Source organism: Methylobacter sp. BlB1 (assembly GCF_015476545.1).
Classification (GTDB): Bacteria; Pseudomonadota; Gammaproteobacteria; order Methylococcales; family Methylomonadaceae; genus Methylobacter.
The window spans coordinates 124,707-146,126 of record NZ_JADMKV010000003.1; the positions used below are offsets into that span (position 1 = coordinate 124,707).

Annotated in this window: 27 protein-coding genes; 12 read left to right on the forward strand and 15 right to left on the reverse strand. The window is 52.6% G+C overall.

The genetic code is table 11. The features are described 5' to 3' along the window. On the forward strand, positions 1-215 hold a 215-nt coding region (locus IT781_RS02665; RefSeq protein ID WP_194968581.1), incomplete at its 5' end, for a hypothetical protein. Positions 216-427: 212 nt separating this feature from the next. On the opposite strand, the gene IT781_RS02670 is transcribed toward IT781_RS02665, so the two are convergent. Both IT781_RS02670 and IT781_RS02675 read right to left on the reverse strand, forming a co-directional pair. After that, positions 428-769 carry a zinc ribbon domain-containing protein YjdM gene (locus IT781_RS02670; protein WP_194968582.1) on the reverse strand — a complete coding sequence of 114 codons (342 nt, stop codon included), beginning with the start codon at positions 767-769 and terminating at the stop codon, positions 428-430. Between the two features lie 126 nt (positions 770-895). Then, positions 896-1,360, reverse strand: coding sequence for a putative molybdenum carrier protein (locus IT781_RS02675; RefSeq protein WP_194968583.1), 465 nt, complete (start codon positions 1,358-1,360; stop codon positions 896-898). Positions 1,361-1,566: 206 nt separating this feature from the next. Between IT781_RS02675 and IT781_RS02680 the strand changes: the two genes are divergently transcribed. After that, positions 1,567-3,168, forward strand: coding sequence for a tetratricopeptide repeat protein (locus tag IT781_RS02680; protein ID WP_194968584.1), 1,602 nt, complete (start codon positions 1,567-1,569; stop codon positions 3,166-3,168). A gap of 220 nt (positions 3,169-3,388) precedes the next feature. On the opposite strand, the gene IT781_RS02685 is transcribed toward IT781_RS02680, so the two are convergent. Then, on the reverse strand, positions 3,389-3,616 hold the full coding sequence (locus tag IT781_RS02685) for a hypothetical protein (RefSeq protein WP_036254306.1): 228 nt from the start codon (positions 3,614-3,616) through the stop codon (positions 3,389-3,391). Positions 3,617-3,638: 22 nt separating this feature from the next. Further along, complete coding sequence (locus IT781_RS02690; protein ID WP_194968585.1) at positions 3,639-4,091, reverse strand: hypothetical protein; 453 nt, start codon at positions 4,089-4,091, stop codon at positions 3,639-3,641. 600 nt (positions 4,092-4,691) lie between these two features. On the opposite strand from IT781_RS02690, the gene IT781_RS02695 reads away from it, so the two are divergent. From IT781_RS02695 to IT781_RS02705, 3 genes are all read left to right on the forward strand, one after another. Continuing rightward, the gene (locus IT781_RS02695; RefSeq protein WP_194968586.1) at positions 4,692-5,060 is read left to right on the forward strand and encodes an exosortase system-associated protein, TIGR04073 family; all 369 of its coding nucleotides are present in this window, start codon (positions 4,692-4,694) and stop codon (positions 5,058-5,060) included. A gap of 395 nt (positions 5,061-5,455) precedes the next feature. After that, positions 5,456-6,469 (forward strand): Gfo/Idh/MocA family protein, encoded by a 1,014-nt coding sequence (locus tag IT781_RS02700; protein ID WP_194968587.1) that lies wholly within the window; start codon positions 5,456-5,458, stop codon positions 6,467-6,469. Positions 6,470-6,562: 93 nt separating this feature from the next. Continuing rightward, positions 6,563-7,825 carry a hypothetical protein gene (locus IT781_RS02705; RefSeq protein ID WP_194968588.1) on the forward strand — a complete coding sequence of 421 codons (1,263 nt, stop codon included), beginning with the start codon at positions 6,563-6,565 and terminating at the stop codon, positions 7,823-7,825. A 51-nt stretch (positions 7,826-7,876) separates the two neighbouring features. Here the strand turns inward: IT781_RS02705 and IT781_RS02710 are convergent, their stop codons facing one another. Further along, a complete protein-coding gene (locus tag IT781_RS02710; RefSeq protein WP_194968589.1) occupies positions 7,877-8,311 on the reverse strand; it encodes a heme-binding protein in 435 nt (144 codons plus the stop codon). Positions 8,312-8,928: 617 nt separating this feature from the next. Between IT781_RS02710 and IT781_RS02715 the strand changes: the two genes are divergently transcribed. From IT781_RS02715 to IT781_RS02725, 3 genes are all read left to right on the forward strand, one after another. Then, entirely contained in the window at positions 8,929-9,879 is a 951-nt protein-coding gene (locus IT781_RS02715; protein ID WP_194968590.1) for an LOG family protein, read from the forward strand. Positions 9,880-9,888: 9 nt separating this feature from the next. Beyond that, positions 9,889-10,578, forward strand: a complete 690-nt coding sequence (locus IT781_RS02720; RefSeq protein WP_194968591.1) for a TVP38/TMEM64 family protein — start codon at positions 9,889-9,891, stop codon at positions 10,576-10,578. 276 nt (positions 10,579-10,854) lie between these two features. Continuing rightward, positions 10,855-11,400, forward strand: a complete 546-nt coding sequence (locus tag IT781_RS02725) for a hypothetical protein (RefSeq protein ID WP_194968592.1) — start codon at positions 10,855-10,857, stop codon at positions 11,398-11,400. Between the two features lie 139 nt (positions 11,401-11,539). Here the strand turns inward: IT781_RS02725 and IT781_RS02730 are convergent, their stop codons facing one another. From IT781_RS02730 to IT781_RS02745, 4 genes are all read right to left on the reverse strand, one after another. After that, positions 11,540-12,244, reverse strand: coding sequence for a dinitrogenase iron-molybdenum cofactor biosynthesis protein (locus IT781_RS02730; protein WP_194968593.1), 705 nt, complete (start codon positions 12,242-12,244; stop codon positions 11,540-11,542). A gap of 13 nt (positions 12,245-12,257) precedes the next feature. Next, positions 12,258-12,704 (reverse strand): ankyrin repeat domain-containing protein, encoded by a 447-nt coding sequence (locus IT781_RS02735; protein ID WP_194968594.1) that lies wholly within the window; start codon positions 12,702-12,704, stop codon positions 12,258-12,260. After that, entirely contained in the window at positions 12,694-13,014 is a 321-nt protein-coding gene (locus IT781_RS02740) for a rhodanese-like domain-containing protein (RefSeq protein WP_194968595.1), read from the reverse strand. The genes IT781_RS02735 and IT781_RS02740 overlap by 11 nt, the downstream gene beginning before the upstream one ends. 427 nt (positions 13,015-13,441) lie before the next feature. Next, positions 13,442-14,017: a hypothetical protein gene (locus IT781_RS02745; protein WP_194968596.1), complete on the reverse strand. Its 576-nt coding sequence runs from the start codon at positions 14,015-14,017 to the stop codon at positions 13,442-13,444. A gap of 353 nt (positions 14,018-14,370) precedes the next feature. On the opposite strand from IT781_RS02745, the gene IT781_RS02750 reads away from it, so the two are divergent. From IT781_RS02750 to IT781_RS02765, 4 genes are all read left to right on the forward strand, one after another. Further along, positions 14,371-15,186 (forward strand): sterol desaturase family protein, encoded by an 816-nt coding sequence (locus IT781_RS02750; RefSeq protein ID WP_194968597.1) that lies wholly within the window; start codon positions 14,371-14,373, stop codon positions 15,184-15,186. A 122-nt stretch (positions 15,187-15,308) separates the two neighbouring features. Next, the gene (locus IT781_RS02755; protein ID WP_228778867.1) at positions 15,309-15,878 is read left to right on the forward strand and encodes a sulfite oxidase heme-binding subunit YedZ; all 570 of its coding nucleotides are present in this window, start codon (positions 15,309-15,311) and stop codon (positions 15,876-15,878) included. 45 nt (positions 15,879-15,923) lie between these two features. Further along, positions 15,924-16,364 carry a GNAT family N-acetyltransferase gene (locus IT781_RS02760; protein WP_194968599.1) on the forward strand — a complete coding sequence of 147 codons (441 nt, stop codon included), beginning with the start codon at positions 15,924-15,926 and terminating at the stop codon, positions 16,362-16,364. 276 nt (positions 16,365-16,640) lie between these two features. Then, positions 16,641-17,402: a bifunctional 2-polyprenyl-6-hydroxyphenol methylase/3-demethylubiquinol 3-O-methyltransferase UbiG gene (locus tag IT781_RS02765; RefSeq protein WP_194968600.1), complete on the forward strand. Its 762-nt coding sequence runs from the start codon at positions 16,641-16,643 to the stop codon at positions 17,400-17,402. A 9-nt stretch (positions 17,403-17,411) separates the two neighbouring features. Here the strand turns inward: IT781_RS02765 and IT781_RS02770 are convergent, their stop codons facing one another. From IT781_RS02770 to IT781_RS02795, 6 genes are read right to left on the reverse strand one after another with little or no spacing between them, the layout of a single operon-like run. Beyond that, positions 17,412-18,701, reverse strand: coding sequence for a (Fe-S)-binding protein (locus IT781_RS02770; RefSeq protein WP_194968601.1), 1,290 nt, complete (start codon positions 18,699-18,701; stop codon positions 17,412-17,414). A 2-nt stretch (positions 18,702-18,703) separates the two neighbouring features. Further along, the gene (locus IT781_RS02775; RefSeq protein WP_194968602.1) at positions 18,704-19,129 is read right to left on the reverse strand and encodes a hypothetical protein; all 426 of its coding nucleotides are present in this window, start codon (positions 19,127-19,129) and stop codon (positions 18,704-18,706) included. A gap of 7 nt (positions 19,130-19,136) precedes the next feature. Continuing rightward, positions 19,137-20,099: a DUF364 domain-containing protein gene (locus IT781_RS02780; RefSeq protein ID WP_194968603.1), complete on the reverse strand. Its 963-nt coding sequence runs from the start codon at positions 20,097-20,099 to the stop codon at positions 19,137-19,139. Next, the gene (locus IT781_RS02785) at positions 20,096-20,464 is read right to left on the reverse strand and encodes a hypothetical protein (protein ID WP_194968604.1); all 369 of its coding nucleotides are present in this window, start codon (positions 20,462-20,464) and stop codon (positions 20,096-20,098) included. The genes IT781_RS02780 and IT781_RS02785 overlap by 4 nt, the downstream gene beginning before the upstream one ends. Continuing rightward, entirely contained in the window at positions 20,455-20,952 is a 498-nt protein-coding gene (locus IT781_RS02790) for a hypothetical protein (RefSeq protein WP_194968605.1), read from the reverse strand. Before IT781_RS02790 ends, IT781_RS02785 begins: the two co-directional genes overlap by 10 nt. 2 nt (positions 20,953-20,954) lie before the next feature. Further along, positions 20,955-21,278 carry a ferredoxin gene (locus IT781_RS02795; RefSeq protein WP_194968606.1) on the reverse strand — a complete coding sequence of 108 codons (324 nt, stop codon included), beginning with the start codon at positions 21,276-21,278 and terminating at the stop codon, positions 20,955-20,957. Positions 21,279-21,420: the final 142 nt, after the last annotated feature.

Here is a 21,420-nt window from a genome sequence, read left to right on the forward strand (position 1 = left end):
TGGAGGTTCAGGTGGAGGTTCAGGTGGAGGTTCAGGTGGAGGTTCAGGTGGAGGTGCGGGCAACGGCAATGGCAATGGTGGTGGAAATGGTGGCGGCAATGGCGGTGGAAATGGCGGTGGAAATGGCGGTGGAAATGGCAACGGCAACGGCCATGGCATGTGATAACGACGCACCTACATTCACAACTGGAAGGAGACAACGCTCAGCTTATTGATCTAGCCCCATGATGTTTGAACCGTTCGGGCTGAGAGGGTCGAAGCCCTGCCGCCTTTCGACACGCTCAAGGCGAACGGAGTTAACACTTTCAAGGGCCGGATCAATAATAGGATGAGATGACCCAAAGTAGGCAATGCAGTGAAGCGCATCAACCGCGATCGATGCGCCACCTAAGAAGCCGCATTGATCGCGTTCGATTAACCGGGCCTGTCAGCTCTTCTTAACAAACTCCGATTTCAGCTTCATGGCGCCGATGCCGTCGATTTTGCAGTCGATATTATGATCACCCTCGACCAGGCGAATATTTTTGACTTTGGTGCCGACTTTGACCACCGAGGATGAACCTTTGACTTTGAGGTCCTTGATGACGGTGATGCTATCGCCGTCTTGCAGTATGTTGCCGTTGGCATCCTTGACGACCAGCTCATCGGAGCCGGCTTCGGCTGTCTGGCCTTTTGGCCACTCATGTGCGCATTCAGGGCAGATGTACATATCGCCGTCTTCATAAGTGAATTCCGAGCCGCATGCAGGGCATTTTGGGAGGTTACTCATTGCTTTACCTTAATATGGATTTGTTCAACCTTGCGGGATACAAGGTGTAGTGAGGCGGCATAATGCCAGATTCGGGCGATTATTGTCCACTAAGGCAGGATAAATTTCGGATTTTCTTGATATTTTTCAGATTGATCGTTTGATGGCATTTTTAATGGCTTCTTTGACATAGGCATAAATGGCCGGGCAACTGCTCAGCCTCGGGCCTGCCACATTCAGGACGGCAATATGATGGCTTTCGATGAAATCACAGATCACCTTTGATGCCAAGCCGCAATCCAGCAGACTGATATCGATGAGCTTATAAGGCTTATGGAGCTGCATGCAAAACGCCAGCGTCTGTTCTGTGCCGCCATGCAGCGCTGAATCATAGAAAATGACAGTGCCGTGCGAGGCTTCGACATTTTTCCTGGTTCTCTGCCAATACCCGCCGTCGAGCTCCGTCAACGGATACCGGGCATCGATTTTACCGTCTTCCGCCAGCCTGTCGGCCGGACAATAACCGCCAACCGGAAAGCCCAGTTCGATGCCGGCATCCAGAGCCGCTCTATCGGCGCCCGTCTGTCCGCCGCTCACTATTTTATTCAGCATGATTCTGCCCGCACGCTAATTTTAATTTCAAGTTTAAGACTGTTTCCGCAACCGCTGGAAGCGGTATCCTGGCTTTTTGTTTCCCGGTACAGCAAGACCAGGTCATGGCCGAAACGAGCGTTAAACGAGCGCGTAAAGACGGCTGACAGTCCTCTCGCATTACGTTAGAATCCGTTCATTTGTTACCACGATTGAGTTGATTTTCGATGAAAACGCAGCCGAAGCAAGCAAAACAACCGTCTCCCGCCGAATTGCAGGCCTTGCAGCAGCTTTTTCAGGCCGGGCGTCTGCAGCAAGCCGAAGCAACGGCGCAATCGATGCTAAGCAAGTATGCCAAAGCGCCCGTCCTGTACAACATACTCGGGCTCTGCCAGCAAGGCCAGGGCAAATATCGTGAAGCGGTGGCCAGTTTCCGGAAACTGCTGGCGATCGACCCGCGTATTGCTGAAATTCATTTCAATCTCGGCGTGCTATTCACGCAACTCAATGATGCCAAAGAAGCGATAGCCAGTTATCGTAAAGCGCTGCAGCTCAAACCGACTTTGACGGTAGCTCACTTCAATCTGGGAACTTTGCTGCAGGGCCAGGGCCTGTTAAACGAAGCGGCGCAACACTATCAAAAAGCGGTTTCCCTTGAGCCCGGTTTCTTTGCGGCGCTGGGCAATCTCGGCACGATCCTGCAACAGCAGGGCAAGCTTGAGGAAGCCGAGCAGTGCTATCGCAAGGCTCTGGCGTTCAATGCCGATGCGCGCGGGCATTTTAACCTAGGGACGGTCCTGTACGGGCTCGGGCAGCACGAGGAAGCGGTCCGGCAGTTTCGGGAGGCCGTCAGTCTGGACCCGCAGTTTGCCGATGCCTGGAACTCGCTTGGCGAAACACTGCGCGACCGCGGCGAGATGGACGAAGCGATCCGCTGCTATGAAAAGGCCATCGAGGTCCAGCCTGATCATGACCGCGCCAAATACAACTTGGGCGAATATCTGTGTCTTGCCGGCCGGCTCAATGACGCCATCCCTTATTTCGAGGCATCCAACTTTGCCGACAGCAAGGAGAGGGCGCTGCAATGTTTGTACAAAACCGGGCAATTCGAGCTGTTCAAGCAGCGCTTCGATGCGTTGACCGCCAATGCCCGAACAACTACCGTTCTGCTTGGGACTTTATCGACCCATTACGCCAGCAATTTTCATCAGCAAAACCCTTACCCCTTCTGCGCGGCGCCGATGGACTATGTGCGACATACGCACATCGATGAATTGACTAGTCCCGAGAACCCGCTGCTTCAGGAACTGCTGCACGACATTCAGCATCTGGCCATCGCCGAAAGGAAGCAGGGGCGGCTGTATTACGGCATACAGTCCGCCGGAAATTTACTGTTGCGCTCAGAGCGATCCTTTCAGCAGCTCGCGGCGCTGATCCGCGAAAAGATCATCGAATACCGGCAGCATTACGCAGGAACCAGCGACCGACTGATCGTGGATTTCCCGCAGGAAATCGAGTTTACCAGTTCCTGGTATCTGCGCATGAAGAAAGGCGGATACCTGGGATCGCATATCCACGAGGAAGGCTGGATCAGCGGCTGCGTCTACCTCAAGCTGCCGGAGCGGATCACCGATCACGAGGGCAGTTTCGCGTACAGCACCGATGGCGACGATTATCCGAGACTGCATGACGACTTTCCGAGCCAGATAGTGGATGTGCAGGTGGGCGATCTGGTGCTTTTTCCTTCGTCCCTGTTCCATCACACCCTGCCTTTCCAGTCCGACCAGGAGCGGGTCTGCGTGGCTTTTGACGTTAAGCCTGCTGCGTAGCTTGTGAGCTGGGTTGGATCTTTAGTGGAAACCCGGCGCGGATGGCTAATTCAGGAAGCAGGGTACGCACCGCGTACCATTTTTCAAAATATTCAGATGAATTAAATCCAAAAGGTACGTAATGCGTGCCCTATCGGGCTGACGATTGAACGAAGGAGGTGTAACAAGGCAGGCGCAGGGCCATAAAATGGTGCTGAGGCGAAGTGCATCCTATGGCTTTTCAGCGAACCAATTTCTCATATGGCATCAAGCTATAGCGTTGCTTGATTGCCTCTTCATAGCTGGTCCGCAGTGAATCTGCCGCTTTCATATAACCCATGATTTCATCTTCGAGGTCGCTAGGGTCTCCGCTTTCGGCTGCTTGCTCCATTTCCGCTTTTAGCCCCCATATTTTTTCGTCCACTGCCTGTATCGCTGCTTCCAAAGCATATGCGCTAATTTCTATCATGCAAAATCTCCTAAAAAATCGTTTAAATTTTCTTACCTAATTCGATCGCTTTGACAATGGCATTTCGCGCTAAATTATCTAATGCACCTTTAAAAGAATCCATTCGCATCATCTTGGCCTTGCTTTCGATTTGGTAATGATTTGCATCAAAAATTTTGTTATAGCCAGTAAACCGGACAACAAGCGATTCTGGAATAACCGTACCCTTCGGTATCTCGAATGATAGCCAAGATTTTCCTTGAAAAACCTTTGCGCGATCAAATAATGAAGTGCCTCCACCAGTTTTAACCCACATATCTCCATTCTTGTCAGCAAATGAGTCGATATCTCTCTTTCGAGTTTTTCCGTTGGGCAGTTGGCGAGGTTCAAAGTCAGGATATAAGATTTCCGGGGCTGGTTGGGCGTCGATAATTGCACCTCGCGGAAATTGTTCGATTCGTATTGAACGGAACAGATCAATAGTCGTTTCTTCCATGCATTACTCCTAATTTTTTATATCATCAGAAAGTTGAAGGCCAATCATCATAGTGATGATTCCGATTAATGTAACCTTATTGGTTGCTATTTCTTCTTTTGGCATTGTCTAGCAAGCGAATCCCATATCCGGGTCTTACTTAAGCTCAGAAATAAAAAATTTTCGAGCATTGTTTTTCTGGACGAGATAACGCGCAAATCATATAAAAACAGTTTTAAACTAACCTCAAAGTATAACTCATCAATAAAATTATATATGATCGTTCTTGGTTGAATGCGCTAATTCAGGAAGCAGGTTACGCACCGCCACCATTTTTCAAAATATTCAGATGAATTAAATCCAAAAGGTACTCAGTGCGTGCCTTACCGGGCTGGGCGGGTAGCTTGGCGGAAGTCCGGCCTGGCCTGCCGCTGTTCAGTTTGAAATTTCAGCAAAAAACCAGAAAATCAAAGTCCTGCGGGATGCAGTATCAACAGAACCTGACGCCTTGTTAAGCATTCTTTAGGTGTATCGCGTGCTGTAGTTTTGATCGGGCAGATTAATTACACTATACTTGGTATCGATTCGATATTATATTAATAATAATCAGGGAGTATATTTATGTATAAATTTAAACCGATGGGGTTGGTTTTGGTTTTGGCAGTCGGCATATACGCACCGGTCAGCCAGGCTGATGATGAAAAAAGCTATTTTGACCAAGTAGGCGATAAGTTTTTAACAGGGTCTGCCAATCTTTTTACCGGAATTGGAGAAGTCCCCAAAAATATTGTCAATATGAGCAAAGATACCAATCCAATCGTCGGAGCGACCGGAGGACTGATATACGGTACTTTGCATACATTAGGCAGAACCGCATCGGGCGTATTTGACATACTCACCAGCCCGATCCCGACCAAAAGCATGGCCGAACCTAAATATGTCTGGTCCGACTTCGATCAAACCACGACCTACGGCGGTACTTTTGAATAATAGCCATTTTATCTCCCCGATAGTTCGGGGAGATTTTTTTCCTCCATCCCCGTTTCCCGCGCCCAGTCTATAGTCTAAGCTGAAGCTATGCGGGAATCCGGCCAGAGCGGTTGCAAAGGGAATGCACCGCTTACCATTGTTTTAGTTTCGTGTTCCGCGCGGACGTTTTATCAGGAAAGTTTTTTCGAGATTTTAGAGCCGTAAATCCTCGTTTTTACAAAAAATTCCTCGGCTATTGCTTTATTTCCTTATTTGCCCAACGCACATTTCTAACGTTCAGACGGAGTTATAGTACTGACAAACTCCCGTTACAGGCATACATTCAAAACGCCGGATTTGTGAACTCAGCCCAGGTGGCTATAATGATATCCAAATGGTAAACAGAGGTGACTCTTATGGGCAACAATTCGAAATTACGCTGGGGCATTTTGGGTGCGGCGCGCGTCAATGAGCGGCTGCTGCCCGCCATTGTGGAAGCGCATAACTCTGAACTGATCGCGATAGCCAGCCGGCGGCCCGGCGCGGCCGCGCAGACATTGGCGCAGTATGCGCCGCAACAGCAGGGCGTTCATACGTATGACGATCTGGATGAGCTGCTTCATAATCCCGACATTCAGGCCGTTTATCTGCCCATGGCAAATCACGAGCATGCGGAATGGGCGTTGCGCGCCATCGAACAGGGCAAGCATGTGCTGTGCGAGAAGCCGATGGCGTTGACGGTGGCTGATATCGAAGCCATCGAAGCCGCGGCGCGTCGCCGCAATGTCACGGTCATGGAAGGCTTCATGTACCGCTTTCATCCGCAGCATGCGCGGGTACTGGAACTGATCCGCTCGGGCCTCATCGGCGAGATCCGGTCAGTGCGCGCCAGCTATTCGTTCATGATGCGGCCCGCGCGCATGTACCGGCTGGCCGAAAGCGTCGGGCGCGGAGGCGGCGCCATGTGGGATATCGGTTGTTATGCGATTCATTCCGCGCGGCTGTTTTTCGATCATGCGCCGCTGGCGGTAACGGCCATGGCCAGGTATGTCGAAAGCGGTGCCGATATTACCACCAGCGGCATCATGGATTTCGGCGATGGCAGATTCGCCCATATCGATTTCAGTTTTGAAAGGGCGCGCCGGTGCGAATACGAGGTGATCGGCACGAAAGGCGGCGTTAAATGCCATACGGTCTGGCAGCTGCCCGGCGATGTGCCGGTGCTTTCCTGGTGGACTGAAGATGGGCAGCAATGCGAAGAGCGCCTGCCGGCGGCCAACCATTTTCGGCTGGAAATCGAGCATTTCAGCGATTGCGTGCTGAACGGCAAACCGCCGCAGCTGTCGTTCGACGATGCCAAAATCAATTGCAAGACAATTGTCGCGGCCTTGCAGTCCGCCGCTCAGGGTCAGAAGGTGACATTGGCTTGAACAATAAGCCCTGTCTGTCTAAAAAAGGTAACCAAGCTTCAGTGGAAGAAATACGGCGGGTTTAATCGATAAATTTAAGAGAGGGTAAACATTATGCAAACGTTACATATAGTGGTCGGATTGGCTGCGCTGGCACTCATTCTTATATTCTGGGCTGTCAAACGCTACTTGATCAAACAAAAGGCGGCCAGAAGCAGTGCGGCAAAGCCAAGCCCGAAAAGACCCGAAAGCGCGCCTGCCGCCGGGGCAAGCCGGAAGGATGCGCTCAACGTACAGGCGGAAAGCAGTTTTCAGGTTTCAGACAGCGATCAGCCTTTCGTTGAGAGACGCCATCTTGGCGCCGAAGACAGGCGTCATCACACCCCAGAGGAACCAAAAGCAGAGCCTGTTCCAGTCGCTGTGCGTGAGACGGCTTCCGCGGCTGTTGCGGAAACAGCCAGAATAGCCGAAGCGCCGAAGGCAGAGCCGGCTCCAGCCCCTGTTCATGAGGAAATTCCTGCCACTGTTGCGGAAGCCCCGAAACCGGCGCCGGCAACCGCTCGCGAAGAACTGCCGGCAGACTGGTTCCCGGAGGATTCCGTGCTCAGACGGCACTATCTGACGCATTTGCAGGCCGAGCGCGAGGCGCTGACTAATCCCTACCCGACCGATTCCACCTTGCGCCGGCATTATGACGCCATGGTGAAAATCCAGCTGGACGGCCCATCGATACAGGCGCGCGAAGAAAATGTGCCGACGCCGGAGGAAAGCAGGCTCACGGATGCCGCCAGCGGTCAGTCCGCCATTGCAAGCCTGCAGGAGGAAATCGAATCGGAGCGCGAGTCCTCTTCGGTGGCAACTTACGATGAGATGCACGCCGAGGCAGAGTCGGCGAAAGAAGACTGGCTGCCTGAAGATTCCGTGCTCAGACGGCATTATTTGGCGCATTTGCAGGCCGAGCGCGAAGCGCTGACCAATCCCTACCCGACCGATTCCACCTTGCGCCGGCATTATGAGACCATGATAAGAATGGCGCTGGACTGGCCATCGGCTCAGGCAGGCCGCGAAGAAGCGCCCGCGCCGCAGGCAAGCGCAGTTGCAGCGCCGGCAAGTAGTCAGCCCGTTGTTCAAAGCAGCCAGCCTGAAGCCAGAGTGCAACCATCACTGGCGGTCGTTCGCGAGGAAGTTCGCGTTCATGTCCCGCATAAAATGAGGATACCGGAAGATTCCGTGCTCAGACGGCACTTCCTGACCCATCTTCAGGCCGAAATTGAGTCCGAGCTGCCGGAGCGTCCGACTGATTCAGTGCTCAGGCGCCATCATGAGGCAATGGTGTCTGCCAGAATGGCTGAGCGTCTGGAGCGGTTGCAAGCCTAGTTGAACAGGGTGGGCGCAGGTCTTTGCGCCCACCTTGCCGTTATCCTGAATTCAAGTCCGCCACGGGTGCGCCGGCAGATCGGTAAGGCCAATGACCTCAACCCCGGCCTTGGCAACCTGATGGTCGTTTTCCACCGTACTGCCGCTGACGCCGATTGCGCCGATCAGCACGCCATCCTCGTCGACGATGGGGATGCCGCCAGGAAAAGTGATCAGGCCGTCGTTCGAGTGCTCAATGCCGTAAAGCTTGCCGCCCGGCTGCGACAGCTCGCCGATCTGCCCGGTATTCATGCCGAAAAAACAGGCCGTCTTGGCCTTTTTGATGGCGATATCCACGCTGCCGACCCAGGCATTGTTCATCCTCACGAACGCTTTCAGATCGGCGCCCGAATCTACTACCGCAATACACATCTGGGTGTTGATCCTCGTGGCTTCCTCAATGGCCGCCGCTATCGCCATTTCCGCCTGTTCATAGGTTACGTGCATGGTCTGGCCCTCCGGAGTTTTTCAAGCAAACGTAGCATGGCAAAAGCGATCAGGACAAGACGGGCAAATACTTAGTGGGGCAAGGCTCAGGTTTTTGCTTGAACAGTCGGCTAAAGCGGCCTCCGTAGGCTTGCGTATTTTCTGTGAGTCTTATCCGGAATAAAACAGTCAGAAAAGGCACTAAGTATTTGTATCCAGGGTTGTGCCGTTATTCGAGGCCGGCATCAATGCATTACTGGTCATAAATTCGGCAAATGTGCAGGTTTTGTTTATCTAACGGATATTACGCACGAATCGATCTCTGTGCTGTTTTAGTGTTACTGCGATGCCGTGTAGGGCGAATTCATTTATGCCCTTTGGGTACTTGTGCCCCTTGCGGGTATTCGCACTGCAGTTTGTCCGGGGGTGAATGAATTCGGCCCTACAACGGCGTAATATCAGTTATATAAGACGACTGCCAACAGTAGGCGAAGTCGCCCCCACAGGTTTTAAAACCGCTTGTTTCGGCGGTTGAACAGGCAGACTGCGTATGTCTTAACTCTTTTGATTGTCATCCAGGTATTATTTAACCGAGAATGGTTTGAGCGTTTAACGTTAATAAAAATGGAAGAGATCATATGGCTAATCACGTAAAAACCGATGCACCTGCTTTAAAGCCAAGCACCATCCCAAGATCGGAGCCTTTGCCCTGGGAATTGCCCAAACCGGCCGAGGAAGATCCGGAAGCCCCGCAACGGCTTAAAAAAATTCTCGCCAGCCCCAGTTATCGCCCGGCCGATCACGATCTCGAGTTCCTCTATCAGGATGATCTGCGCTTTTTCAGGTTGCAGGTCGATTTTTTAAAAGCCGAAAGGCTGCTTCAGGAAAATCAAATCAAACATACCATTGTTGTGTTCGGCGGCACCCGCATCAAGGAACCCGGCGGCGCAAAGCGGAAAGTCGAAGCGTTGCGGGCCGTATTGGAAAACAGGCCGGACGATGTGGATTTGCAAAAAAAACTGGCCATCGCTGAACGCATTTACGCCAAAAGCGGTTTTTACAATGTCGCTCGCGAGTTTGGTCGTTTAGTTGGCGAATCCGGCGAGGGGCCTTCCGATTGCAGCTGCGTCATCATGACCGGCGGCGGGCCGGGCATGATGGAAGCCGCCAATCGCGGCGCTTTCGACGTCGGCGCCAAAACGGTTGGGCTGAACATTCATCTGCCCTATGAGCAATATCCAAACCCTTATATCACGCCCGATCTTTGTTTTCAGTTTCATTACTTTGCCATACGTAAATTGCATTTTTTATTGCGGGCCAAGGCATTAGTCGTATTTCCGGGCGGCTATGGCACGTTTGACGAACTGTTTGAAACGCTGACACTGATGCAAACCCGCAAGATCCAGCAGGTGCCGGTGATTCTGGTCTCCGAGGCGTACTGGAGACAGGCTTTCAATATCGATTTTTTAATTGATGAAGGCGTGGTCGATCCGGAAGATCGGCAATTATTCTGGTATGCGGAGACAGCCGAAGATATCTGGCAGGGCATTCTCGACTGGCATAAGGTCAACGGCATTCCACTGTTTTAAATACGCTTTATGATGAGAAAACTGAGTGTTCTGGCCCGAAGATTATTGCCTCTGGCGCCGATTGCCGCGCTTTTAATCCTGATCGGGCATGAGCTGGAACTGCATCTTCCGGATATTGAGCACTGGGTGCAAACTCTGGGGCCTTGGGCGCCGCTGGGTTTCATCGGTTTATTCGTGATTTTGGCGCCCTTGGTCGTGTCTGTGGATGCGCTCTGCTTTGCCGCAGGTTTGCTATTTCCCATTGGCGAAGGCATGTTTTGCATCATTATTGCCACTTATCTTGCGGCATCGCTGATCTTTGTGCTGGGCCGTTATTTATTCAGGCAAAAGGTAGCCCGTTTCATCGCAAAAAGCGAAAAGTTTGCCGCGCTTAATACCGCTTTGGCCACTCAGTCTTTGAAATTGATGTTTTTGTTGCGGCTGACGCCGTTGCCGTTTGCAATGCTCAGTTATGCCTTTGCCATTGCGCCGGTCCGGTTCTGGCCTTATTTGACGGCGACCAGCGGCATATTTATCTACAATCTGACGCTGGTCTATATTGGCTACACGACCAAACATATAGCAGGCTGGGCCAGCGGCTCTCCGGCGCATCCAGCGGTGTCGTATCCGTTACTGGCGCTCGGATTGCTGTTTGCCTTGGGGATAGTGTTTTATATCTCGAAACTGGCCGGTAAAGTGCTTGATGATTTACATAGTTGATAATGCTTAAGAAAAGCAACGCGTACCTTTCGGATGCTTAAAAGCAGGGCCATGCTTAGGATAGGGCGAGAAATAACTTCCCTGAATCTTGACGAGCGACAGGTGTGGGGCGACTTCCCCAAAGGGCATAAATGAATTCGCCCCTGCATAAGCGCTGATTTCATCGACAAATCGGAAAGTTATTTTTAACCGAATCCTTAGATGCGCGAACTTATTCTTATCATTGTTGGTATAAGATCCAGACCGAGTAGAAATTTCAATCGTTAGGAGGCAGCAATGAAGTTCAATTTATCCAATCCAGCCGGATTCACGCAATCGATGCTTTTAATTTCGGCCTTTGCGTTCCTGTCTGCTTCATGTTCCACTTTGGAGCCTAAACGGGAGGCTATGTCGGAGGAAGAGATTTGCGCTCAACTGCACGGAATAATAGATGCGCATCCTAATGAGTTTGTCGGTTATAAGGAAAACAAGCGTTTCACCAGAAGAATGACCATTTGGGATGCGACGGTATCGTTTCCTGAGGCCGATGACTGTCAGGTCTGGGAATGGAGCGACGGCTTGGACAATTACTTTTGTGAATGGAAAGCCGATGACATCAATGGAGCGAAGGCTGATTTTCAGAAAGCTGAAGGGATCTTGAAACGGTGTTTGGGACCGCAATGGACCCATCAGACAAATACGACCACTTCCGGCGGCGAACACACCCGATTCAGTAAAGAGGGATCCAAGACTATTGTCTCAATTCGTTATTTTAAAGATGAATATTGGCAGACTGCTTTATACATCGGCGATAAAAGTAATGTGAATACCCCGCTCCAATAAAGTTTATCGCTCAGCCGGCATGTACCGCATTTAACCTAAGGCCAAATATTTCAGACGGGGCAATATGCCCCGTCCGGCTATAGAATATTTGGAACCGATTCAAACAGCCGCCGCGTCAGCGATGCCTTATCAGCCCTTGTCACCCATGACTAAAGCGCACCCGCTCTTCGGCAGGGCGTCCCAGCGCTTTCGCAAACCAGGGCGGCGGCGCATCAAACACTTTCTGGAATTCTTTCAGCTTATCGGCCGCTTCGATGACATCGGGCACCTTGATCGGATAGACGTCGGCGCGGATGACTTTTGCGGCCGCAGGCCCGCCTATCGACTGCACGAACAGGACATGGCAATCCTTGATCAGATTGGCGCGAAACAGATTTTTGTCGTCGGCGCCATCGGCTTCGATGGTTGAACGGATATCGACCAGCTTGCAGTCGGTGCGCGACAACTGGTAAACCAGGAAACGGATGCAGGAGCCGAAATGCCCATTGAGCAGCGCGCCGCTGTTCGAGCCTATGGCGACGCGGATCGATTCGGGCATGTCGCCGTCCTTGTAGGGCTGGATGGCCGGCAGGCCTTCATCTTCCAGTTCATCGCCCCACAGGTAGCGTACCGCCAGTTTGATGTTTTCAAGGCCGATGCCGATGTCCTCGCCGTCTTCCTCGCCATCGAGGCTGCCGATGCCGGTTTTGAGGTTGGTGACGGTGATCGATTTCAGCTTTTCATCACTCAGCGGCGAGCCTACGCGCTCATGCAGAATGTCCAGCAATTTCGGCACGCCGATGCCGGGCAGGACGCGGGTCGCCAGGGCGATGCGCAGGGCTAGTTCACGAGGTAAGGGATGCATATCAAACTCCTGATCATTGTGTGCTTTGGGGTTGGGAGGAGGTAAGTAATAATTTCAGTATTTTTCTGGTCGATGCCAGTTCCAGTGCAGTGAAATCGTCATGAACTTTCAAATCGGGATTCGCGCCGGCTGCCAGCAGCCGTTCAACGACCTGCTCCCGGCCGCTGGAAGCGGCAAAGATCAAGGCGGTGGCGCCCGAATCGGGGTTTTGGTAATCGATGTCGATGCCGGCATCGAGCAGGGCATCAATACAGGCGATGTCCTGCGCACAGCAGGCGGCCCACAAGGCGTTATTGCCGTACTGGTCGGTGATATTTAAATCGGCGCCGTGCCCGAGCAGGTATTCGACGATGTCGCTGCGGCCCTGCTGGCAGGCTAAAATCAATGGATGCACGCCGGCTTCGTTCTGTTTGGCGGAAGCGCAACAGCTCCGCAGCCAATCCGCGATCTCAGGCTGCATCGGTGGCATCCTTGCGGCGTTCCTGCCAGCCGGCATAGCCGCCTTGCAGGCTGTAGACATCCTTGAAGCCGAAGTCAGCGAAGAATTCAGCCAGGTGTTCGCTGGCATGGCCGTAATAGCAGTAAATCAACAGACTGCGCTGTTTGTCGCCGCGCTTGATCAGCGATTCCTTCAGGCCCTCGTGCACATGCAGCGCATCCTCCAGATGGCCGGCCTTGTAATCTTGCAGGCCACGGCAATCCAGAATCAGCGGCTGGGATTCCTTGATCAGTTTTTCAGATTCGGCAGCGGAGATTTTTTTATATTTCATCGTTATGTAATGACTGCAACAGTCACTCCTCGCAAAGGTACGGTTGTTTGTAGTAAAGCTGACAATTTGACCGTGTTTTTCGCGCCCGCGGAAAAACCTTGCTAAATGTTTTCAATCGCTTAGCCGGCGTCAGCAGGTTCTGTTGATTAATCATGCAAAACGTTTGCCAGTTTTTTATTGCAATCTGATGCAGGCTGTCTTTCGGGCAAAAAAAAGCGCCTTATCAAAAAGATAAGACGCCGAGCTCTGCTTCATGGGCAAATGAGAAGGATGATGAGAGAGGTAACACTTACGAACAGCAGCACTAATAGCGCCAGATTAAAAATTCCTGTTTACTCAATGGGTTGTTACAGTTGTGGTTAATTTCAAGCCCCTTCTTGCACCAAAATCGGCTTCAAGCTATCCAGTTTGGTGCGTCTGAAACTGGCTAGACCGCTCCGACCGCCGCTTCCTTGACCACAACAATGGTATTTTTTTCGGCTTCTTCAAAAGAAACGATCTCGGTATTCGGCTTATAGGCTTTTGCCTCTCTGTAAGCCGTCGCAACTTTGTCTTCGGCGGATTGGCCTTTCAAATCGTTTTTCTCTATATACAATTCGTCAAGCAGTTCATTCCAGACCAGGCCTTGTTTGTACGGGATGAGTTTATAAGTCACGCCTTCCAGCACCACTTGCATGCCCTTGCCGATATTCTCGACATAAATCAGGGCAATGCAGTCTTCGGCCAGGTCGTCTTTGTATTTTTCGACCAGCACGGGCAGCAAGCTCAGCTCCGGCAGCAGACCGTTGATGAATTTGATTTTGTCGTTTTCGATCAGCAGGGCGGAATGAATCAAAAGCGCTTCGGGCGGGTTGCGGTCGTTTGTATTGGTAGTGCCTTCGCGCAATTTGCCTTCCTTCAAAACCAGATCGCCACGGTAAGCGTATACACCGGCATCGCTGGTCTGGCCGTTTACCAGTGTGACCGTCAGTAATCCTTTCGCTTGATAAGTGTCGAGTAGCATTGTTTTTTCTCCAGAACTTTTAATATAGATAGTGGCTTTGTTTGGGTTTCCCCTTTTATCTGGAGAAAAGCAAAATGCTTGCCAACATCGTTGGGTGTTGTAGAAAACACAAGCAGAAAGCCGTCAAAGCCAGTATTGATACCGGATACAAGGCTTTTTTTCATTGAAAAATCGGTTGAACAAAATCAAGGGAAAACCGCTCAAAGGTGTAACGGTAGGGGTTTTTTGAAGTAATGCGGACAAGATAATGTCGGTAATCTTACAAAAATACCGATTGGGGGTTTAACAGGTTGTTAGTGTCTAAAAAATAGCCTGTATTTGTTGTAGTTAAGCTGTGAAAAGGAGACATGACCATGTGGTTACTATTCCTGACACTGATTTTGTTCGTGATTCTTATCAAGGTAGAAAGAAATATGCCTTTCCTCAAGGACCCTCCTCGTAAAGTCCTTGAATCTTACAGGACCAACTTCAAGCTGTTCATGTTCAATGAAATAGCCCTGGCGATACTGTCTGTCGAATCGATCTATCTATTAGTCGATAAATTCTCCGGTTACGGGCTGCTGAGCGGCATGGCCGACGGTCCGGTCAAATACCTGCTGGCTTTTGTATTGATGGATTTGACGCTTTATTTATGGCATCGCTCCGAGCACATTTTCAAGTTCCTCTGGGGATTTCATCAGATCCATCATAGCGATGCCTGCGTCAACGTCACGACGGCCGTGCGCTTCCATACCCTGGCTCTGATACTGGTTGTTGCGGTCAAGGCGCTGTTCTTTATCGCGATGGGGCTGAGTTCTGTGCTTGTCCTGTATTTTGAAGGCATTACGACCGCGTTCGTCATTCTCCAGCATGCCAATCTCGTATTTCCGTATGAACGATACATCGGGAAGATCTTTATCGTGCCGCATTTGCACAGGCTTCATCATTCCCGGGCGCTGAGCCAGCGCGACAAAAACTTCGGCGTGGTTTTCTCTTTTTGGGACAGGCTTTTTGCTACGCATCTGGATGCCGTGCCTGAAGGAATCGGCCTGCCGCTCATGGAACGCCCCAGTTTCGTGCAATTGCTGAAAATGGGCTTTGTCAACGCCGTGGAAGGAATCGGTGGCTTTTTTCGCACAACCAGAAGGACTTATAGTGCGCTCAACCAGTTTTTGCACTTTAACAATTAGGGAATATGATGAATAATTGGCGCGGCCAATTGAAAGATTATGAATTAATGATAAAAAAGTTATGTTCAATTTTTACATTTAAATACTTGTTATTTATATGTGCATTGCTGCCGTTTTTACTAATGGCAGGCGATATCATTACCGACAATCTCGGGGCGAATCCGATAGAGGATCTGTTGAACCGAAGCGGTTTATGGACCTTGCGTTTCCTGCTGATTACCTTGGCGATCAGCCCTTTAAGGCTGCTGTTCAGAAAATGGCCGATCATGAAATACCGACGCATGCTGGGCTTGTTTACTTTCTTTTATGCCACCGTCCATTTATTGGTATTCCTGGTCTTTGATCACTCCCTCAACGGCACCGATATCGTCGAGGCGATTACCATAAGCCCGGCCGTTCAGATAGGTCTGATTGTCTATCTGATCTTGATTCCCCTGGCCGTTACCTCGACCAATGACATGATGCGCCGGTTGGGCAAGCGCTGGGCGAAGCTGCACAATTTTGTCCATACCGCCGCCTTGCTGAGCATCGCGCATTTCGCCTTCAGCGAGAAAGTCGATATTTCCATTCCGCTGTATTACGGCGCCTTTCTGATTTTTCTTCAGTTGACCCGCATCGTACTCAACAAGCGTAAGCAGATTGCCTTGCTCAAGCGTCCGGATTTACAGCACGACGGCGAGTTTGAGGCTTAAAAGTCCCGCCAAACATCCCTTCCGATAATCCTTCCTGATCCGCCGATGATTACTGTACGAACCGCCACGTCTGCCGATGTTGAACAAATGGCGGAGCTTTTGAAAGAGCTGTTTGCTATCGAAGCCGATTTTGTTTTTGACCGGGACAAGCAGGTCAGCGGACTCAAGCAATTGCTGGAAAGCGGTAAGGATCGTGTCTTCGTTGCCGAATCAGGTGGGCGCGCGGTGGGCATGTGCAGCGTGCTGACCCTGATTTCTACGGCTGAAGGCGGTCCGGTGGGACTGCTCGAGGATCTGATCGTTACGGCGGAGTTTCGCCGCCAGGGCATCGGCGAAAAACTGCTGGCTGCAGCCATTGACTGGGCAGAAGAGCAGGGCCTCAAGCGGCTACAATTACTGGCGGACAAAAACAACCTGCCGGCTTTGAAGTTTTATGAAAAACAGGCATGGCGCCAGACGCAGCTGATTTGCCTGAGAAAGTGTTAGCAGTAGGGTACGCACCGCGTACCTTTTGGGAGTTAGGGTGAACTCGGTAAGCCTTGAAAAGGTACGCGGTGCGTACCCTACAAAGCTACAAAGCTACAAAGCTAAACCCAGCATTAGGATCTGCCCATGCCAGGTTTCCGCTAAAGCTCCAACCCAGCCTGCGCTAGCTGAAGATTAAAAATGGATATTTGCCATCGAAAAACCGGTCAATGAAAAATAGATAGTTTTTTATCTATATGCATCATTTACTGAAAACCGAATCTTTAGGAGCTTAAGATGAATATGCCGGAACGAGTGAATGTGTATGACTCACAGGCCAACGGGTACCATCAGGTATTCCAGGTCTTCCTCGACCATACGGACCAAAAGTTGAGGACACAACAATGGCTCAACCAGCTCATAAAGACGCTTCCGTCACGGCATGTTTTCATAGACGCCGGCGCCGGTAATGGCAAAGTAACCACTTGGTTCACCAACTCGTTCGATCAAACGATTGCGATTGAGCCCAATGAGTCATTACGAGCGGAACTGAAGAAGAATTGTCCTCGGGTTGAAGCGCTTCCTGAAGGGATTTTGGATGCAAAAATAACGGTTGCAGGGGACTTCGTGCTCTGTTCCCACGTGCTCTACCATATCAGTGATACAGAATGGATGCGTGTGCTGGAGCGACTTACATCCTGGTTATCACCGGATGGCGTTTTGGTAGTGGTGCTTCAACACCATACGTCAGATGGCATGCAGATGTTGCAGCATTTCTTAGGCCAAAGCTTTGACTTAACCGAACTGGCGCGGATATTTCAGTGCGAAAAAGGGGATTGCTATGAAGTAGCGATTGAAACCGTTCCCGCGCATGTTGCCACGTCGGACTTTAACGCCGCATACACGATTGCTGAGTTCATGCTCAATTCGCTTCCGATGTCCAATCCGCCCGCTCGCGATGATCTTGAGGCGTATGTGCGAAGATACTTTAGTTGCTCAGGCGGAGGGTTCCGTTTCTCTTGTGACCAAGATTTCCTCCTGATTCAGCCACGGAAATAACTTGGCGTATTAACCGGTTTCATGAATCAATCCAGCAATCACCGCCACCGGATGCATGACCGCCACCTGCGGTTCTAATTGACCGGCGCCGGCCGCCAGATGCAGCGCGCAACCAATATTGGAAGTAACCAGCAGATCCGCACCGCTGATATGCAGTTGCTCGATTTTCTCGGCGCCGAGTGGGTCGGCGATGTGCGGATGGGTTAGCCTGTGCACGCCGCCGGCGCCGCAGCAGACAGCGTTGTCGGCCAGCAGGATCAGGTTGATGGCCGGGATGCGTGCCAGCAGGTCATAAACGGCTTGCTGGTTTTTCAGCGCGTTGCGCTGGCTGCACGGTTCGTGCACGGCGACGATTTTGCGGCAGGCTTGAAGCGGCAGATTGTCGGGCCAGTGCAGATTGATGAAATGGCTGACATCGATCAGCCGCTCTCTGAAAAAACCGAGTTCCTCGTCGTCGAAATCGTCAATAGCCAGTTGTTCGTATTCGCTTAGCATCAGGCCGCAGGCGCTGGCCGTGTAAATGACGGCATCGACATCCAGTGCGTTGAACACACCGATATTGCGCCAGGCAAGTTGGGCCGCCGTTTCGGTGTGGCCTCGGTGCTGGTGTATGGCGCCGCAGCAGCCTTGCTGGCCGGGAACGATCACATCAAAGCCGATCCGGTTCAGGACGCGTATGGCGGCCGTCGCCGTGGCTCTGTCGAAGCTTTCGGCGATGCAGCCGGTAAACAGCGCCACGCTGCCGCGCCTTTCGGTTGTCGCCAGATAGAACGGCTGCAGCGGCGCTACATCGATGGCCGGCGGCAACAGGGATTCATAAGCCTCCAGTTTTAATACGGATAACAGGCCGGATTTACGCAACAGAGTTTGCAGGCCCGAGCATTGATAGATTCCGAGCAATCGGCTTAACAAGTGCAGCCGGGACTTGTGTTCAATTAATGCCAGCGACAGTTTTTCAATAAGGCCGGCTAGACGCGTGGGCTTGGTCATTTCAGCGAGCTTTTGCCGGCTCTGGTCGAGCAGTTGCCCGTAAGCCATCTTGCTGGGGCAGACTGTTTCGCAGGCCCGGCATTGCAGGCAGTTTTCCAGATGCGCCAGTTCTTTCCCGGAAGGCACAACGGACTGGTTCAGAATCTTGTCGATCGTGCGGATGCGCCGGCGCGGCGTTTCCTCATCGATGCGGTTGATCCTGAAAGTCGGGCAGTGGCTGACGCACAGGCCGCAGCGCATGCAGTCCGATGCTTCGGGAATGTACAGGCCGCTTTGTTCGTAAGCCGCGTCATCGAAAAATTCCAGCATGCTCACGACTCCATGATGTAAGCATAAGCGCGGCGCAGCAATTCCATTTCGGCCGGCGGCTGGCTTCTTAATTGGGTCAGGGTTCTGAACCGGCCGCCTTTGCTTTCCACGAGCTGGTGCGGCGGGTCCAGCAGATCGAAGCGGGCTAAATAAACGGTGACGATGCCTTTCGGCGTCTCAATTCGCTCACGGTAGCCGGCCTCGGCTTTCAGCAAATGAATCGGCAGATCCAGCGCCGCGCCGGCAGCCTGCACGACCGCGGCCGGATGCGTGCACACCACGTCATGCGCCGTTTCTTCCGGCTCCAATGCCGAAGACAGCAGCGGCAAAGGCGAGGGCGCGCAGACGCTGCCAGTGGCATGCTGCACGAACAAGGTCAGGGCGCTGATGGCGCCGTTGTAATAGAGGATAACGCGGTTGTCTGTCATATGGCTGCTAGTGGTGAGCGTCCCAGAGGTTCTTGTAGCTGCTGTCCATGCGCGAGAGGCGGGCGGTGATCTGGTCGAGCTTCTCGAATTCAGGATAACGGCCAGGTCTGCCGGCACCGTACCAAGCTTCCATGGCTTGGGTCAGCTGCTGTTTTTCGGCATAGCACTGGGCGATCTGGGTTTTCAGCCAGGCCATGCTGTTGTCAGGGCTTAGCGCCACGATCCGGTAGCGGGCGCCGTTCTCGAAAATGCGCACGCCGCCGCCTTCGGTCGCCGTCCGGTAAAGGCTGTCCGCATCCGTTACCTCGATGCCGGCCAGGTAGTCGATGCCGAAATCATGGAATTCCGGCAGCCACGGCACGGTCGGTCCCATCAATACCGTGACGGCAGCGCGGGATAGTTCGGCCAGGCGCGGAAAGGTCTTGTTGATCAAAGAGCTGGCCGTCAGGAATACCCAGTCGGCTTCCGGCAGCAGGAATTCGCAGGCCGGATCGGGGTAATCGCCGGGTGCGGTCTGCCGCTCGATAATGCGCAGATCGATCTGTTCGGCATAGCGCTCGATGCCCGGATAGCGGCCGATCACGACGACCTTTTTGCCCTGCAGCTCCGGCAGGAAATGCTCGAAGACGGCCAGATTGCCCAGGCCCGGAGCCGGTTGGAGGCTGAGGCCGGCCGGCAGCTCGCGCGCATTCAGGCTGCAATTGATCGCGGCCATGCCGACGGTGGCTTTGTAGGGCTCCCAGTCGGTGATCCAGCCAGCCAGCTCGCCCAGGGTTTTGCCGGCCAGCGTACCGGGCCAGGAAAGAGTCCGGGTCGGCACGCCGGGGCTCATGGCCAGGCCCAGAGCCGCGCGGCCATTCGGCTGCGCCTTGCAGGCCGTCCATACAAGACCGACGGTCAGTTCGGCCACGCGTGTATTGCTGGCGGCATAATCCAGCAACAATTCATAAATGCGGTTCGGCTTGCTCATTCCGGCATCAACAGTAATTTGGCTTCGGCCGTGATCCTGTCCGCGTTGCCCCAAGCCGTGACACCTTCGATGAACCACTTGGGTTTGGCCGGGTGCGGCCTGACCACATCGTATTCGGCGTAAAACGTGCCGTCGCTATTGAATTGCAGGCTGCCGATGCGGCGCTGGCGTTGGTCGTGCCAATAGCCGGTCAGGTTGTGTTCGCCCGTGTACGGGTCCTTGACCAGCTTGAAACAGGCCGCGTCGAACAGCGGGTAGGAGAGGCTGTCGGCCGCGAAGCCGAGCCGGTCGATTTCATGGCCGAGCCGTGCGCATATCGAGGCGCCCAGTTCGCGTTTTGTCTGGATGTGTTCGTTCAGTTCCATTGTTGCGCCTCCAGGGCGGCGGCCAGGTCCATGATCACCGAAGCGCCGGATTTATCCTGCGGGTCCAGTTGCTGCAGCAGCGACAAAATGAGCTGGCCTTCGACCATTTGGCCTTGCCGCAACTTGATGAACGCCAGCGCCTTCAGCGTGTACAGATAAAACAGGGTAATCTCGTTCGCGTACATATCCCACTTTTTCGGCTCCCTGACCAGCCGGCGAAAATCGCTGGGGAAGCCGCCCTGCCGGGCCGATTCCTCCAGGCCCGACAGGGCGGTGCGTTCGGCGTCGGCCAGGCGCTTTTGATAGAAATAGAACTTGTACAGGGCGAAATAGGTTTGCAGGCAATGACGGTCCGTCGCCTGCGCCTGGATAAACAGGCTTTCCGCCCGCGCCTGATCGGCCGAACTGGCGATTACCGCCGCTTGCAGTAACTGATTGACTTCGGGCGGCATGTTCGGACTGAAGACGATCCTTTCTCCCACGTCCATAGCTACCAGACCTCGGCTGGCGCTACCAGATTGGCAACCGGCTCACCGCCCAGCAGATGCTGATCGATGATGGTTTTGACGTCGGTCGGTTTGACTTTGCCGTACATGATGCCTTCCGGGTAGACCAGCACGCTCGGGCCCATCATGCAGGGGCCCATGCAGCCGGTATTGGTTAAGGCGATTTTCTCGAACAGGTTGCGGCTTTGTATCTCGTTCATGAATTCGTTCATGACCTCTGCACAGCCGCTGCTGGTGCAGGAGCCGCGGGGATGGCCTTGGGGGCGGTTCTGGGTACAGATGAATACGTGTTTTTCTGGTCTGGGCATGGGAGATTCCTTATTCAATATTATTCGGTAGTAAGAATAATGTGTCGCTGGCGCGACGGTTGTTTTAATCGGGTTCTCGCACCCGAGGGCGAGTTCCTTTTCTTTGCGCGGCCAAAGAAAAGGAACCAAAAGAAAGGCCGCC